General features: G+C 62.7%; 13 protein-coding genes. 4 read left to right on the top strand and 9 right to left on the bottom strand.

Going from position 1 to position 15,850, the window contains the following annotated elements:
- Nucleotides 1-229 precede the first annotated feature (229 nt).
- From ACNQP3_RS09680 to ACNQP3_RS09665, 4 genes are read right to left on the bottom strand one after another with little or no spacing between them, the layout of a single operon-like run.
- Nucleotides 230-1,549 carry a sensor histidine kinase gene (locus tag ACNQP3_RS09680; RefSeq protein WP_060492839.1) on the bottom strand — a complete coding sequence of 440 codons (1,320 nt, stop codon included), beginning with the start codon at nt 1,547-1,549 and terminating at the stop codon, nt 230-232.
- Nucleotides 1,546-2,214 (bottom strand): response regulator transcription factor, encoded by a 669-nt coding sequence (locus ACNQP3_RS09675; RefSeq protein ID WP_264316968.1) that lies wholly within the window; start codon nt 2,212-2,214, stop codon nt 1,546-1,548. Before ACNQP3_RS09675 ends, ACNQP3_RS09680 begins: the two co-directional genes overlap by 4 nt.
- Nucleotides 2,215-2,529 (bottom strand): PepSY domain-containing protein, encoded by a 315-nt coding sequence (locus tag ACNQP3_RS09670; protein WP_012271602.1) that lies wholly within the window; start codon nt 2,527-2,529, stop codon nt 2,215-2,217.
- Complete coding sequence (locus tag ACNQP3_RS09665) at nt 2,529-2,837, bottom strand: PepSY domain-containing protein (RefSeq protein ID WP_012271601.1); 309 nt, start codon at nt 2,835-2,837, stop codon at nt 2,529-2,531. Before ACNQP3_RS09665 ends, ACNQP3_RS09670 begins: the two co-directional genes overlap by 1 nt.
- Nucleotides 2,838-3,001: 164 nt before the next feature.
- Between ACNQP3_RS09665 and ACNQP3_RS09660 the strand changes: the two genes are divergently transcribed.
- The 3 genes from ACNQP3_RS09660 to queD all read left to right on the top strand — a co-directional run bounded on the left by ACNQP3_RS09660 (nt 3,002) and on the right by queD (nt 5,492).
- Nucleotides 3,002-4,081, top strand: coding sequence for a patatin-like phospholipase family protein (locus ACNQP3_RS09660; RefSeq protein ID WP_012271600.1), 1,080 nt, complete (start codon nt 3,002-3,004; stop codon nt 4,079-4,081).
- 80 nt (nt 4,082-4,161) lie between these two features.
- Entirely contained in the window at nt 4,162-4,812 is a 651-nt protein-coding gene (locus tag ACNQP3_RS09655; RefSeq protein WP_012271599.1) for a hypothetical protein, read from the top strand.
- A gap of 323 nt (nt 4,813-5,135) precedes the next feature.
- Nucleotides 5,136-5,492: a 6-carboxytetrahydropterin synthase QueD gene (gene queD, locus ACNQP3_RS09650; protein ID WP_012271598.1), complete on the top strand. Its 357-nt coding sequence runs from the start codon at nt 5,136-5,138 to the stop codon at nt 5,490-5,492.
- A 68-nt stretch (nt 5,493-5,560) separates the two neighbouring features.
- Here queD and ACNQP3_RS09645 read toward each other — a convergent pair whose 3' ends face one another.
- Nucleotides 5,561-6,040 carry a DUF1289 domain-containing protein gene (locus ACNQP3_RS09645; RefSeq protein WP_171577252.1) on the bottom strand — a complete coding sequence of 160 codons (480 nt, stop codon included), beginning with the start codon at nt 6,038-6,040 and terminating at the stop codon, nt 5,561-5,563.
- A 405-nt stretch (nt 6,041-6,445) separates the two neighbouring features.
- Between ACNQP3_RS09645 and acnB the strand changes: the two genes are divergently transcribed.
- Entirely contained in the window at nt 6,446-9,055 is a 2,610-nt protein-coding gene (acnB, locus tag ACNQP3_RS09640; protein WP_041166454.1) for a bifunctional aconitate hydratase 2/2-methylisocitrate dehydratase, read from the top strand.
- Nucleotides 9,056-9,127: 72 nt separating this feature from the next.
- Here acnB and prpD read toward each other — a convergent pair whose 3' ends face one another.
- From prpD to prpC, 4 genes are all read right to left on the bottom strand, one after another.
- Entirely contained in the window at nt 9,128-10,612 is a 1,485-nt protein-coding gene (prpD, locus tag ACNQP3_RS09635; protein ID WP_012271595.1) for a 2-methylcitrate dehydratase, read from the bottom strand.
- A 72-nt stretch (nt 10,613-10,684) separates the two neighbouring features.
- Nucleotides 10,685-11,875: a 2-methylaconitate cis-trans isomerase PrpF gene (gene prpF, locus ACNQP3_RS09630; protein WP_012271594.1), complete on the bottom strand. Its 1,191-nt coding sequence runs from the start codon at nt 11,873-11,875 to the stop codon at nt 10,685-10,687.
- Nucleotides 11,876-11,939: 64 nt separating this feature from the next.
- A complete protein-coding gene (gene acnD, locus ACNQP3_RS09625) occupies nt 11,940-14,528 on the bottom strand; it encodes a Fe/S-dependent 2-methylisocitrate dehydratase AcnD (RefSeq protein WP_060514149.1) in 2,589 nt (862 codons plus the stop codon).
- 169 nt (nt 14,529-14,697) lie between these two features.
- Nucleotides 14,698-15,825, bottom strand: coding sequence for a bifunctional 2-methylcitrate synthase/citrate synthase (gene prpC, locus ACNQP3_RS09620; protein WP_060514150.1), 1,128 nt, complete (start codon nt 15,823-15,825; stop codon nt 14,698-14,700).
- Nucleotides 15,826-15,850 lie beyond the last annotated feature (25 nt).

Raw genomic sequence — 15,850 nt, 5'->3', positions numbered from 1 at the left:
CTGATTAAAAAGAAAGCCCAGCCGAGATGGCCTGGGCCTTGTATTGCGCGTGCAATACCACAAGGGGCTCCGTCCATGGAGAGATGGAAACCGCAGGGTTTCGTGAGGGGGATTTTGCCGGGTGGGGTGCGATTGGGCTAATTCAAAAAACTGCGCCTGTACTGCATTTTTTTTGCAGTACTGACATTGCCATGGGGGCTCGCTGCCACAGAGGGTTTCGGCGCCTGCATCATCGGGCCTTGCGCGGCAGGTCGATGCTCACCCGCAATCCGCCCAGCGGGCTCTCCAGCAAGGCCAGTCGCCCGCCCCATGCCTCGACGATATCGCGCACGATGCCCAACCCCAGCCCATGCCCGTCCACCTGTTCGTCCAACCGCGAACCACGCTCCAGCACCTGCTGCCGCCGGCCTTCAGGGATACCGGGGCCATCGTCATCGACCCACAGCCGGTAGCCCTCGCCGTTCGGCGCTATTCCCAGGCGCACCTCGCTGTCAGCCCACTTGCAGGCGTTGTCCAGCAGGTTGCCCAGCAGCTCCAGGAAGTCCTCGCGGTCCCAGGGCAACAACAGCCCAGGCGGCACATCACTTGCCAATTGCAAGCCCTCGCCATGGATCATGCCCAAGGTCTCCAGCAACCCCGGCAGCTCGGCATCACAATCGAACTGCGCGCCCGGCAAGGCATCCCCTGCCAGCCGTGCACGGTTCAGCTCGCGCGCCAGGCGTTGCTGAATCTGCTCCAACTGCTCGCGCATCTGCGCGCGGACTTCGGGCAGATCTTTCAGGCGTTCGCTGGAGGCCAGGCTCAGCAGCACCGCCAGTGGCGTCTTCAGTGCATGGCCGAGGTTGCCGAGGGCATTGCGCGAACGGCGCAGGCTGTCTTCGGTATGGCTGAGCAAGTGGTTGATCTGCCCCACCAGCGGCGCCAACTCGCTGGGCACCTCGGCATCCAGTTGCGAGCGCTTGCCCTGCTGCAACTGGGCAATCTGCTGTCGCGCCCGCTCCAGCGGCCGCAACGAGCGGGTAACGGTGATGCGCTGCAGCACCAAAACCACAATCAGTGCCACCAACCCCATGCCCAGGCCGATCTGCTGCAAGCGCCGGAAACCTTCGCGCACCGGCGAATAATCTTGCGCCACGCTGATCGAAATATCCTGGCCCAGGCGCCGGTAGTCGGCACGCAGGGCCAGCAGTTGCTGGCCTTCCGGGCCGAGTTCATGGCTATCGGAAAGCCCAGGCGCGGCGGGCTTGGGCATGTCCAGGTCCCACAGCGAACGGGACCGCCAGGTACCTTGGTCGAAATCGATGCGGAAGTAGTAACCGGAAAACGGCCGTTGATAAGCAGCCGAAATACGCCGCTCGTCCAGCTGCAGGCCGGAAGGCCCACGCACCAATGCCACCAGCAGGTTCTCGCTTTCCTTGCGCAGGCCGTTTTCCAGGTACCGTTGCAGGCCGGCTTCGAACAGCCACAAGGTCAATTGTGCCAGCACCACGCCGACCACCACCAGCACGGCCACCAGGCCCAGGCTCAGGCGCGCCTGTATCGACTTCACTCGCCGCTCCCGGCATAGATGTAGCCTTGCCCGCGGCGGGTTTCGATGACACTGCGGCCCAGCTTGCGGCGCAAATGGTTGACGTGTACTTCCAGCACGTTCGAGTCGCGCTCGGTTTCACCGTCGTAAAGGTGCTCGGCCAGATGGCTTTTGGACAGTATCTGCTGCGGGTGCAGCATGAAATACCGCAGCAGGCGGAACTCGGCGGCGGTCAGCTGGATGTCCACGCCATCACGGCTCACGCACTGGCGGCTTTCGTCCAGGTACAGGCCGGCCGCTTCCAGCTTCGGCTGGTTGGCCAGCCCACGGGCGCGGCGCAACAAGGCCTGGATGCGCAGTTGCAGCTCTTCGGGGTGAAAGGGCTTGCTCAGGTAGTCGTCGGCCCCGGCCTTCAGCCCTTCGATACGCTCGGCCCAGGAGCCGCGCGCGGTCAGGATCAGTACCGGCGTGGCCAGGCCGGCGGCGCGCCACTGGGCCAGCACGTCCAGGCCCGGCAAGCCAGGCAGGCCAAGGTCCAGGATGATCAGGTCGTACGGTTCGCTTTGCCCTTGGTACACCGCATCACGGCCATCGGCCAACCAATCCACGGCATAACCCTGGCGCTGCAGGCCGGCAATCAGTTCATCCGCCAGCGGTACATTGTCCTCGACAAGCAACAGGCGCATTCAGTCGTCTTCCTCGTCTTTGAGCAGGGCGCCGGTGCTGGCATCGAGCTTGATCTCGCGCACCACACCTTCAGTCGTCAGCAACTCGACTTCATATTCGTAGCGATCGTCGTCCTCTTCCAGCTCGGCCTCCAGCAAACGCGCCCCGGGGTAACGCCCCAAGGCGGTTTCCAGCAAGTGCTCGAGTGGCAGGATAATGCCCTTCTGCCGCAGCTTCAGGGCTTCGTCCTGATCGAGGTCGCGGGCAGCGGCCAGCGAACACACGGCCAGCAGCGCCAGCGCGAGGTAACGCGCCGGCCGCGGTAAGTGGATCATCAGTTGTCCCGCTCGTCCTTCAGCACTTCACCGGTCTTGGCGTCCAGCGCCACGTCCCATTCGACGTTCTGCGTGTCGCGCAGCTCGACCTTGTAGATGTAGCGGCCGTATTCGTCTTCAAGTTCCGAGTCGGTGACGGTGGAGCCTGGGTGCTTGGCCACGGCGGCAGCCTTGAGTTCGTCCAGCGACTTGATGGTCTTGGCGTTGACCAGTTTGACCACTTCGTCGGGTTGAACATCCTTGGCGAAAGCGGCATTGGCGCCCAGAGCGAGGGCAGCGGCGGTGAACAGGGCAGTCAAGGTTTTCATCGTTCTTCTCTCCTGAGAACTGTGCAAGTTGTCTACGGGGTTAAGATTAACCACTGGTCCTTAATTCAACCTGAAAACAGCTGGCGGCATGATAGCGCAAGTCAAGACCGGGCCATCCTCAAACCCTTTATAGTGAACCGCGTACTGCCCAAGAGATCCCCCGCATGAGCGCCATCCACATCAAATACCCCGCCCTCACCTTCAAGGCTGGCCAACGGGCCCTGCGACATATCCGCGAGCGTGGCCTGCAGGCCGCCGATGTCGGGGTCTTGCCGGGCGCGGCGGGTGGGCCGAAGCCGCTGGGCATTCAAGGCCTGGACCTGGCGCTGTTCGGTGAGTGGCTGCCCTCGGCACCGCGCCCGCGGGCGCTGATCGGTGCCTCGATTGGTGCCTGGCGCTTCGCCAGCGCCTGCCTCGACGACCCGGTCGCAGGTATCCGCCGCCTGGGCGAGCTGTACACCGAGCAGGATTTCGCCAAGGGCGTGACCCCGGCCGAAATCAGCCGCAGTTGCCAAAAAATGCTCGATGACCTGTTGCAGGACCGTGACGGCCAGCTGCTGGCCAACCCGCACTATCACCTGAACATTCTGGTGGTGAAGAGCCATGGCCAGCTTGCCCACGACCATCGCGGGCGCCTGGGCTTGGGCCTGGGCTCGGTGGTCGCCAGCAACCTGCTCGGCCGTTCGCGCCTGGCCCGCCACTTCGAGCGCGTCATCCTGCACGATGAGCGCGCCGCCCCACCGCTCGAAGCGCTTACCGATTTCCCCTCGCGCTACTTGCCGCTGGGCCTGGCCAACCTGCGCCACGCCCTGCTCGCCTCGGGCTCGATCCCCATGGTCATGCAGGGCGTGAAAGACATCCCCGGCGCTGGCGCCGGCACTTACCGCGACGGCGGCCTGCTCGACTACCACCTCGACCTGCCCTATCGCGGCGACGACCTGGTGCTGTACCCGCACTTCACCGACAAGGTGGTACCCGGCTGGTTCGACAAGGCCTTGCCCTGGCGCAAGGGCGATGCCACTCGCCTGCAGAATGTGCTGCTGATGACCCCTTCCCCGCAGTACCTGGCCGCCCTGCCCTACGGCAAGCTGCCCGATCGCAACGACTTCAAACGCTTCATGGGCGATGCGCCTGGCCGCAAACGCTATTGGTACAAGGCCATTGCCGAAAGCCAGCGGCTAGGTGACGAATTGCTGGAGCTGATTGCCACCGGGCAGCTGTGTGAACGCCTGCAAGCCTTGTAGCGGCCATGCCTGCGCGACTACCGTTCCGACCCTTCCGCGGTGTTAATATGTCGTTTTGCCAGCATCAGGGGATCTGAGGGATGAAAGCGGTATTGGGCATCGGCGCTGCGATAGCGATTGCGGTGGCGGGTTGGTTCGGATGGAACCATTACGAAAGTGGCAAAGAACATGATGTAGCGGCAGCAGCTGTGCAGGTTTCCGTCACCCAAGCTGAACGACAGATGAAAGCGCAGTCAGAGGATGGAATCACTTTCGCGGAGTACTTCAAGCGAAGCGATACCGTGATTGACAATCTGGACAAGGAAATTGCCAACCTCGAGGGCCGAACCTGGAAACACAGGCTTGCCGAAAAGGATGCAGCCATCGCATTTATTGATCAATGCAAGGCTATTTTACGTGCGGATCAAACGGAAACCAGACTCCTGATGAAGGAGGGCAGCGCCCGAGAAGCGAATGACGAAGCCAAAAAGGAACTGAATGAGGCGGATTCGTCCGTTGCCAGAGAATGGGCATACAAAAGGTACAAGCGCACCAGCGATGCGCTGATTGATGTACTTGGGAAACTCATCAGCAATGCGGAAGAAAGCAAAGGTAAAATTGAGCGTATGCTGGCTGCGGATAACGCCGTGAAATCGACGTTTGGGGAGGGTCATGGACTCTCTCAGGGCACCGCAGAGCACTTGAAGAATCTGCTGAAACCGGCCGCCCCGGAAAAACCAGCGCAGAGCTGATTACAGCATCTTCAAAAGCCCGCCAGCAAGCGGGCTTTTTCATTGTATTTACAATGGCACAAGCTCTTCCACTTACTACCCAGGATCCTACCCCGCAACCGCGAAAATGCGACCGGCCGGAATACCTTCTATCGCAGATTCCGTGAAGCCCCCCCTAAAAAACAGGTTAAGATAGCGCCCAATTTGGTTGCCTGGCGCCAGCCGGCCATCACTCAGTGAATGACCTCTTTCACCCCAGCGACGACCAATCAGTACATTGAGCAGTACATTGAAATACCAATTTCCGCTCAAGCCCTTACCCCACCAGCTATACAGGTCCACCAGTGGAAATCTTCAAGGAATTCACATTCGAATCGGCCCACCGCCTGCCCCACGTCCCTGAAGGGCACAAATGCGGCCGCCTGCATGGTCACTCGTTCAAGGTCGGCCTGCACCTGACCGGCCCGCTCGACCCGCACACTGGCTGGATCCGCGACTTCGCCGAGGTCAAGGCGATCTTCAAACCGATCTACGAGCAGCTGGACCACAACTACCTGAACGACATCCCTGGCCTGGAAAACCCTACCAGCGAAGTAATCGCCAAGTGGATCTGGGACCAGGTCAAGCCGTTGATGCCAGAGCTGTCGAAGGTACGCATCCACGAAACCTGCACCAGCGGTTGCGAGTATACCGGCGACTGATTCAGGCTCTACGTCGGCCCCTTCGCGGGTAACCCCGCGAAGGGGCCGGTAGCTTCACCCACTCAGCGTCAACCTTGCCCCGTCGCCAAGGCATCGCGCAGGAAGCTGGGGGCGATGTAGCGCTGATAATGCGCCTCTGAAAGCAGGAAAAACTCGCGATCGATGGCATCGCGCAACTGCGGCAGTTCCCAGTCGCGAAATTCCGGCAACAGCACCATACCGTAGGCCTCCAGGTCACGGATCATCCGCGCCCCGCGGGCGATAAGCTGGTAAGCCCAGCAATATTCTGACTGCTGCTCGACAAAGCGGATCGAGCGCTGCTCCAGTTGCTGGCGCAGCAGGCTTTTGTCGAACACCTCAAGCTTGGCCATCATCACCTGCACCAGCAGTTGCTCAAGGCGCAACCACACGGCGCGCTTCTGCGTGTCGTCGTAACCGTTCCAGTTGATCACTTCGTGGTGAAAACGCTTGCAGCCACGGCACACCGTGTCTCCGTACACCGTGGAGCACAGGCCGACGCAAGGGGTTTTGATGGACTTGTTGGACATGAAAAACAACAGCTTGGCGGTGGAACACAGGCCCATGTTAGCCCTTTGTCTAACCAGGGTCACTCGTTAAAGTCATGTTCACCGCCTTACCTTCGGGCTTTTTTTGCCGTAGAATCATCCGGCCTTTTCAAAGGCAACAATGTCCGTTGGAAGCTGTTTTCAAAGCGTCACGAGCACAGTTAATCCGGTAGAACGGCGTTGGCCCGGGTCATGCTTCCCTCGCATGCCCGCGCCAACCCTCATCAGCCCCCGTTCTGCAGGCGTAAAACTTTGAAAGCAGCTTCTGTAAGGATTCTTTGCGACTCTGGCTGGGCGGCCCACAAAGCCGTGGCAGCGCATGGGTGCATTGAATGCTGGATAAGCGTCCCGGACCCCCTTTAGGGACCACTGATGAGGGAAATAACTGTGCTTGAAGCCTACCGCAAACACATCGAAGAGCGTGCCGCCCTGGGCATCGTGCCCCAGCCGCTGAACGCCGAACAAACTGCAGGCCTGGTCGAGCTGCTGAAAAACCCGCCGGCCGGCGAAGAAGCCTTCCTCGTAGACCTGATCACCAACCGCGTACCGCCAGGGGTCGACGAAGCTGCCTACGTCAAGGCCGCTTTCCTCTCCGCCGTCGCCAAGGGCGAAGCCAAGTCGCCACTGATCGACCGCAAGCACGCCACCGAACTGCTGGGCACCATGCAGGGCGGCTACAACATCGAAACGCTGGTCGCACTGCTGGATGACGCCGAACTGGGCGCCGTCGCGGCCGAGCAGCTCAAGCACACCCTGCTGATGTTCGATGCCTTCCACGACGTGGCCGAAAAAGCCAAGGCCGGCAACGCGCATGCCAAGGCCGTGCTGGAATCCTGGGCTGCCGGCGAGTGGTTCACCTCGCGTCCGGCCATCGCCGACAAGTACACCCTGACCGTGTTCAAGGTACCTGGCGAAACCAACACCGACGACCTGTCCCCAGCCCCGGACGCCTGGTCGCGCCCAGACATCCCGCTGCACGCCCTGGCCATGCTGAAAATGGCCCGCGACGGCATCGAACCGTCGCAGCCTGGTTCGGTCGGCCCGCTGGCCCAGATCGAAGCCGTCAAGGCCAAGGGTTTCCCGGTTGCCTATGTGGGTGACGTGGTCGGTACCGGCTCCTCGCGTAAATCCGCTACCAACTCGGTACTGTGGTTCTTCGGCGACGACATCCCGTACGTGCCGAACAAACGCGCCGGTGGCTTCTGCTTCGGCACCAAGATCGCCCCGATCTTCTACAACACCATGGAAGACGCCGGCGCCCTGCCGATCGAATTCGACTGCACCAACCTGGGCATGGGCGACGTCATCGACGTTTACCCATACAAAGGTGAAGTACGCCGTCACGGCAGCGACGAACTGGTCACCAACTTCGAGCTGAAAACCGAAGTGCTGCTGGATGAAGTCCGCGCTGGCGGCCGTATTCCGCTGATCGTCGGCCGTGGCTTGACCGAAAAAGCCCGCGCCGAACTGGGCCTGGGTGCTTCCGACCTGTTCAAGAAACCAGAGCAGCCTGCCGATTCCGGCAAGGGCTTCACCCTGGCGCAGAAAATGGTCGGCCGTGCCTGCGGCCTGCCAGAAGGCCAGGGCGTGCGCCCAGGTGCCTACTGCGAGCCGAAGATGACCACCGTCGGCTCCCAGGACACCACGGGCCCGATGACCCGCGACGAGCTGAAAGACCTGGCGTGCCTGGGCTTCTCCGCTGACCTGGTGATGCAGTCGTTCTGCCACACCGCGGCCTATCCGAAGCCGATCGACGTCACCACCCACCACACCCTGCCAGACTTCATCCGCACCCGTGGTGGCGTGTCGCTGCGCCCAGGCGACGGCATCATCCACAGCTGGCTGAACCGCATGCTGATGCCTGACACCGTGGGTACCGGTGGCGACTCACACACCCGCTTCCCGATCGGTATCTCGTTCCCGGCCGGTTCCGGCCTGGTGGCTTTCGCCGCCGCCACCGGCGTCATGCCGCTGGACATGCCAGAGTCGATCCTGGTGCGCTTCAAGGGCAAACTGCAGCCAGGCATCACCCTGCGTGACCTGGTGCATGCCATCCCTTACTACGCCATCCAGAAGGGCCTGCTGACCGTCGAGAAGAAGGGCAAGAAAAACGCCTTCTCCGGCCGCATCCTGGAAATCGAAGGCCTGGACGAACTGACCGTCGAGCAAGCCTTCGAGCTGTCCGACGCCTCGGCCGAGCGTTCCGCTGCCGGTTGCACCATCAAGCTGCCAGAGAAGGCCATCGCCGAGTACCTGACCTCCAACATCACCCTGCTGCGCTGGATGATCGGTGAAGGCTACGGCGATGCCCGCACCCTGGAGCGTCGCGCCCAGGCCATGGAAGCCTGGCTGGCCAAGCCTGAGCTGCTGTCGGCCGACGCCGATGCCGAGTACGCCGAAATCATCGAAATCGACCTGGCCGACGTCAAGGAGCCTGTGCTCTGCGCGCCGAACGACCCGGATGATGCCCGCCTGCTGTCCTCGGTACAGGGCGAGAAGATCGACGAAGTGTTCATCGGTTCGTGCATGACCAACATCGGTCACTTCCGCGCTGCCGGCAAGCTGCTGGACAAGGTCAAGGGTGGCATCCCAACCCGTCTGTGGCTGGCTCCGCCAACCAAGATGGACGCTCACCAGCTGACCGAAGAAGGCTACTACGGCATCTACGGCAAGGCCGGCGCACGCATGGAAATGCCAGGCTGCTCGCTGTGCATGGGTAACCAGGCACGTGTGCAGACCGGTTCGACCGTGGTTTCCACCTCGACCCGTAACTTCCCGAACCGTCTGGGCGACGCTACCAACGTGTACCTGGCATCGGCCGAGCTGGCTGCTGTTGCTTCGATCATCGGCAAGCTGCCGACCGTCGAAGAGTACATGCAGTACGCGAAAGACATCGACAGCATGGCTGCCGACGTTTACCGCTACCTGAGCTTCGACCAGATCGCCGAGTTCCGCGAAGCGGCAGCCAACGCCAAGATCCCGGTGGTGCAGGCGTAAGCTGAGTCACAGGTTGTAAAGAAAGCCCTGGCAGTGATGCCAGGGCTTTCTTGTTTCAACCCCACTCCGGCCTCAGATCACGAACAAATCCACGAACCCGTGCACCGCTGTGCGCTCCAGCCGCTGCTGGTCCTTGCACAGCTCTCCAATCTCGCCACACCGCTGCCGCGCGAAACGGGTCGCCAGGTTGGCCCTGAACTTGGCCTCCAGCAACGGTATGCCTTCTCCACGCCGCCGCCGATGCCCGATCGGATACTCCACCAGCACTTGCTCGGTGCTGCTGCCATCCTTGAAGAATACCTGCAGCGCGTTAGCGATCGAACGCTTGTCCGGTTCCAGGTACTCGCGGCTGAAGCGCGGGTCTTCCACCACCTCCATCTTCTCGCGCAAACGATCGATGCTCGGGTGGTTGGCATGGAAGGCATCCTCATAATGCTCAGCCACCAAATGGCCGAAGATCAGCGGCACCGCCACCATATACTGCAGGCAATGGTCGCGGTCGGCGGCGTTGGCCAGCGGGCCGCTTTTGGAAATGATGCGGATCGCCGACTCCTGGGTGGTGATGACGATGCGGTCGATTTCGTGCAGGCGGTTTCGTACACGCGGATGCAGGGTGACGGCCGCCTCACAGGCGGTCTGAGCATGAAACTCGGCAGGAAAGCTGACCTTGAACAGCACGTTTTCCATCACATAGCTGCCCAAGGCCTGGGGCAGACGCAGCTCGTACTGCCCAGCAGGCTTGAGCGCCAAGTCCTTGTTGGTATGGCTGAACGATACGTCGTAGAAGCCCCATTGCGGCGCCGTAAGCACACCCGGCACGCCCATCTCGCCACGCAAGGCGATATCGGCCAGGCGCACGCCCCGGCTGGACGCATCACCCGCGGCCCAAGACTTGCGTGAGCCCGCGTTGGGCGCATGGCGGTATGTGCGCAGGGCCTGGCCGTCGACGAAGGCGTGGGACAAGGCCGAGAGCATCTGCTCGCGGTTGGCCCCCATCAGCCTGGCGCACACGGCAGTCGAGGCTACCTTCACCAGAATCACGTGGTCGAGCCCAACACGGTTGAACGAGTTTTCCAGCGCCAGCACACCCTGAATCTCGTGGGCCATGACCATGGCTTCGAGCACATCACGCATCAGCAGCGGCGCTTCACCAGCGGCCACGCGCTTTTGTGACAGGTGATCAGCAACGGCCAGGATGCCGCCAAGGTTGTCTGAGGGGTGAGCCCATTCGGCAGCCAGCCAGGTGTCGTTATAGTCCAGCCAGCGCACGGCACAACCGATATCCCAGGCAGCCTTGACCGGATCGAGGCGGTAGGCGGTGCCAGGAACGCGAGCCCCATGGGGCACCACGGTACCTTCCACCAATGGGCCCAGCAGCTTGGTGCACTCAGGGAAGCGCAAGGCGAGAAGACCGCAGCCCAGGGTGTCCATCAGGCAGTTGCGCGCGGTGTCCAGGGCTTCAGCAGAATCGACCCGATAACCGAGGGCGTAGTCGGCCAGGGTTTGCAGCACCCGGTCGTAGTCCGGGCGGTCATTGAGGTCTACGTTGGCGCTCATATCCAGCTCCCTTCAGAATTGCCGGGGCTGCACAGCAGCCCCAACTGACTAAAGCCGAGCGCCGCTGGTGCGTTAGAAGCTGTCGCCAGGCACGCGAACCCAGCCCTCCATCAGCACGCGAGCACTGCGGCTCATGATTGCCTTGGTCACCGTCCACTCACCCTTCTCCTGACGCGCCTCGGCGCCGACCCGCAGGGTGCCCGAGGGATGACCGAAACGCACGGCGCTGCGCTCGCCCCCGCCAGCGGCGAGGTTGACCAGCGTGCCCGGAATGGCCGCTGCGGTGCCGATTGCCACCGCCGCCGTACCCATCATGGCATGGTGCAGCTTGCCCATCGACAGGGCCCGTACCAGCAGGTCGATATCGCCTGCCTGCACCGGCTTGCCACTGGACGCAGTGTAGGTGCTCGGTGGCGCAACGAACGCCACTTTTGGTGTGTGCTGACGCCCGGCAGCCTGGTCGACATTGTCGATCAGGCCCATGCGCAAGGCGCCATAGGCGCGAATGGTCTCAAAACGCAGCAGTGCCTGCGGGTCGCCATTGATAGCGTCCTGCAGTTCGGTACCGGTGTAGCCGATATCGGCAGCATTGACAAAAATGGTCGGGATGCCGGCATTGATCAAGGTCGCCTTGAAGGTGCCCACACCCGGCACTTCCAGGTCATCGACCAGCTTGCCGGTAGGGAACATGGCACCCCCGTCGCCGTCCTCGTCGGCGGCCGGGTCAAGAAACTCCAGCTGCACCTCGGCCGCCGGGAAGGTCACCCCGTCCAGCTCGAAATCGCCGGTTTCCTGCACCTCGCCTTCGGTGACCGGCACATGGGCGATGATGGTCTTGCCGATGTTCGCCTGCCAGATGCGCACGGTGGCGATACCGTTGCGCGGTATGCGCGCCGGGTCGACCAGGCCGCTGCTGATGGCGAACGAACCGACCGCAGCGGACAGGTTGCCGCAATTGCCGCTCCAGTCGACGAAGGCCTTGTCGATGCTGACTTGGCCGAACAGGTAATCGACATCGTGCTCGGGCTTGATGCTTCGCGACAGGATCACGGTCTTGCTGGTGCTGGACGTCGCACCGCCCATGCCGTCGATCTGCTTGCCGTAGGGGTCGGGGCTGCCGATTACCCGCAGCAGCAGTGCATCGCGGGCGGGGCCGGGGATTTGCGCCTGCTCGGGCAGGTCTTGCAGGCGGAAGAACACGCCTTTGCTGGTGCCGCCGCGGATGTAGGTGGCGGGGATTTTTACTTGCGGTACATGTGCCATTGTCTTGGGCATCCTGATAGTCCGGTGAAATACCCTGGGGCCGCAAAGCGGCCCCGCTTCATACTCAGGCGGTCGCTTCGAGGAAGTCCTGGGCAAAGCGCTGCAGCACACCACCCGCTTCGTAGATCGACACTTCCTCGGCAGTGTCCAGGCGGCAGGTCACCGGCACGTCAAGGCGCTCGCCATTGCTGCGGGTAACCACTAACGTCAGGGTCGCCCGTGGCGTACGCGCGCCCAGCACGTCATAGGTCTCGCTGCCGTCCAGGCCCAGGGTCTTGCGGTCGGTGCCCGGTTTGAACTCCAGCGGTAACACGCCCATGCCCACCAGGTTGGTGCGGTGAATGCGCTCGAAGCCTTCGGCGACGATTGCCTCGACACCCGCCAGGCGCACACCTTTGGCCGCCCAGTCACGGGACGAGCCCTGGCCGTAGTCCGCACCGGCAACGATGATCAGCGGCTGCTTGCGCTGCATGTAGGTTTCGATCGCCTCCCACATGCGGGTGACCTTGCCTTCCGGCTCGATACGCGCCAGCGAGCCCTGCTTCACGCTGCCATCTTCCTTGCGCACCATTTCGTTGAACAGCTTGGGGTTGGCAAAGGTGGCTCGCTGGGCGGTGAGGTGGTCGCCACGGTGGGTAGCGTAGGAGTTGAAGTCCTCTTCCGGCAGGCCCATTTTTGCCAGGTACTCACCGGCGGCGCTGTCGAGCATGATGGCGTTCGATGGCGACAGGTGGTCGGTGGTGATGTTGTCCGGCAGCACCGCCAGCGGGCGCATGCCACGCAACGTGCGCTCGCCCGCCAGGGCGCCTTCCCAGTAGGGTGGGCGGCGGATGTAGGTACTCATCGGGCGCCAGTCGTACAGCGGCGCCACTTTCGGCCCACGGTCCTCCTCGATGGCGAACATCGGGATATACACCTTGCGGAACTGCTCCGGCTTGACCGCGGCACGCACCACGGCATCGATTTCTTCATCGCTGGGCCAGATATCCTTCAGGCGGATTTCCTTGCCATCGACCACACCCAGCACATCCTTCTCGATGTCGAAGCGGATGGTACCGGCGATGGCGTAGGCCACCACCAGCGGCGGTGAAGCCAGGAAAGCCTGTTTGGCATACGGATGGATACGCCCGTCGAAGTTGCGGTTACCCGACAGCACGGCGGTGGCGTACAGGTCGCGGTCGATGATCTCTTGCTGGATCACCGGGTCGAGGGCGCCGGACATACCGTTGCAAGTGGTGCAGGCGAAGGCGACGATGCCAAAGCCGAGTTGCTCCAGTTCCTTCTCCAGGCCGGCCTCTTCCAGATACAACTGCACGGCCTTGGAGCCTGGCGCCAGCGATGACTTGACCCACGGCTTGCGGGCCAGCCCCAGCCGGTTGGCATTGCGTGCAATCAAGCCTGCGGCAATCACGTTGCGCGGGTTACTGGTGTTGGTGCAACTGGTGATGGCGGCGATGATCACCGCGCCATCAGGCATTTGCCCCGGTACCTCTTCCCAACTGCCGGCGATGCCTTTGGCCGCCAGGTCGCTGGTGGCCACGCGAGCATGCGGGTTGGACGGGCCGGCCATGTTGCGCACCACGCTCGACAGGTCGAAGCTCAGGGTACGCTCATAAACGGCAGCGCCCAGGCTGTCGGCCCACAGGCCGGCGGCCTTGGCGTAGGTCTCCACCAGCTTGACCTGCTGCTCTTCACGGCCGGTCAGGCGCAGGTAGTCGATGGTCTGCTGGTCGATGGCGAACATCGCTGCAGTGGCGCCGTATTCCGGGGCCATGTTGGAAATGGTGGCGCGATCGCCCAGGGTCAGGGCGCGGGCACCCTCACCGTGAAACTCCAGATACGCGCCGACCACCTTCTGCTTGCGCAGGAACTCGGTCAGGGCCAGCACCAGGTCGGTGGCGGTGATGTTCGGCGCCAGCTTGCCGGTCAGCTCGACGCCGACGATTTCCGGCAGGCGCATCCAGGAGGCGCGCCCGAGCATCACGTTCTCGGCTTCCAGGCCGCCCACGCCGATGGCGATCACGCCCAGGGCATCGACGTGCGGGGTGTGGCTGTCGGTGCCGACGCAGGTGTCCGGATAGGCCACGCCACGGTCGTTATGGATCACCGGCGACATCTTCTCCAGATTGATCTGGTGCATGATGCCGTTGCCCGGCTGGATCACGTCGACGTTCTTGAACGCCTTCTTGGTCCAGTTGATGAAGTGGAAGCGGTCTTCGTTGCGGCGGTCTTCGATGGCGCGGTTCTTCTCGAAAGCCTGCGGGTCGAAACCACCGCACTCCACGGCCAGCGAGTGGTCGACGATCAGTTGCACCGGCACCACCGGGTTGACGGCAGCCGGGTCACCACCTTTATCGGCGATGGCATCACGCAGGCCGGCGAGATCGACCAGCGCGGTTTGGCCGAGAATGTCGTGGCACACCACGCGGGCCGGGAACCACGGGAAGTCGAGGTCGCGCTTGCGCTCGATCAGCTGGCTCAGCGAGGCGTCGAGCGTGGCCGGGTCGCAGCGACGCACCAGGTTTTCGGCGAGCACGCGGGAGGTGTATGGCAGGCCGTCGTAGGCGCCGGGCTTGATCGCCTCGACCGCCGCACGGGCATCGAAGTAGTCCAGGTCGGTGCCTGGCAGGTGCTTGCGGAATGCTGTGTTCATATCGTTATCAGGCTCGGTCACGGTATTCGGGGGCAGGTGCGGCTCAGGCCTCGGGAGCGCTACGCGCCCCTTTCGCGACACAAAGCCGCCCCCACAGGTACTGCGCCGTCCCTGCGGGATCGGCCTTGTGTCGCGAAAGGGCTGCGCAGCAGCCCCAGCAATCTCTGACTCAGCGCTGCTCGATCGGCACGAACTGGCGCTGCTCGACGCCGACATACTCGGCGCTCGGGCGGATGATGCGGTTGTTGGCGCGCTGCTCGAAGACGTGCGCCGCCCAGCCGGTCAGGCGCGAGCAGACGAAGATCGGGGTGAACAGCTTGGTCGGGATGCCCATGAAGTGGTAAGCCGAAGCATGGTAGAAGTCGGCGTTCGGGAACAGGCGCTTCTGCTCCCACATGGTCTTGTCGATGGCTTCGGAAACCGGGTACAGCACCTTGTCGCCCACTTCGTCGGCCAACTGCTTCGACCAGCCCTTGATCACCTCGTTGCGCGGGTCGGACTCTTTGTAGATGGCATGGCCAAAGCCCATGATCTTGTCCTTGCGCTCGAGCATGCGCAGCAGCTCGGCAGTGGCTTCCTGCGGGCTCTGGAAGCGCTCGATCAGCTCCATCGCGGCCTCGTTGGCGCCGCCATGCAGCGGGCCGCGCAGCGAGCCAATGGCAGCAGTAACGCAAGAGTACAGATCGGACAGGGTCGACGCGCAGACACGGGCAGTGAAGGTCGAGGCATTGAACTCGTGCTCGGCGTAGAGAATCAACGACACGTTCATGACCTTGACGTGCAGCTCGCTTGGCTTCTTGCCGTGCAGCAGGTGCAGGAAGTGGCCACCGAGAGTGTCTTCATCGCTGGTGCAGTCAATGCGTACGCCATGGTGGGTGAAGCGGTACCAGTAGCACATCACGGCCGGGAAAAGCGCCAGCAGGCGGTCGGTCTTGTCGCGCTGGGCCTCGAAGGTCAGTTCGGGTTCGAGGGTTCCCAGCACCGAACAGCCAGTGCGCATCACGTCCATCGGGTGGGCGTCGCGCGGGATGCGCTCCAGCACTTCCTTCAATGCTTGCGGCAGGTCACGCAGGCCCTTGAGCTTGCGTTTGTAGTCGGCAAGCTCGGCTTGGGTTGGCAGCTCGCCGTACAGCAGCAGGTAGGCGACTTCTTCAAATTCGGCACCGGCCGCCAGGTCACGTACATCGTAACCCCGATAGGTCAGCCCGGCACCGGCCTGGCCCACGGTCGACAGTGCAGTCTGGCCGGCCACCTGGCCACGCAGGCCTGCGCCACTGAGTACTTTTGCTTCGGCCATGGTGTTTCTCCTTTCTTGAATTTGT

This window comes from Pseudomonas sp. LFS074 (assembly GCF_047978165.1).
Classification (GTDB): domain Bacteria; phylum Pseudomonadota; class Gammaproteobacteria; order Pseudomonadales; family Pseudomonadaceae; genus Aquipseudomonas; species Aquipseudomonas putida_P.
Note: the sequence above shows the minus strand (reverse complement) of the source record. Positions and strands in the feature narration are given on the sequence as shown.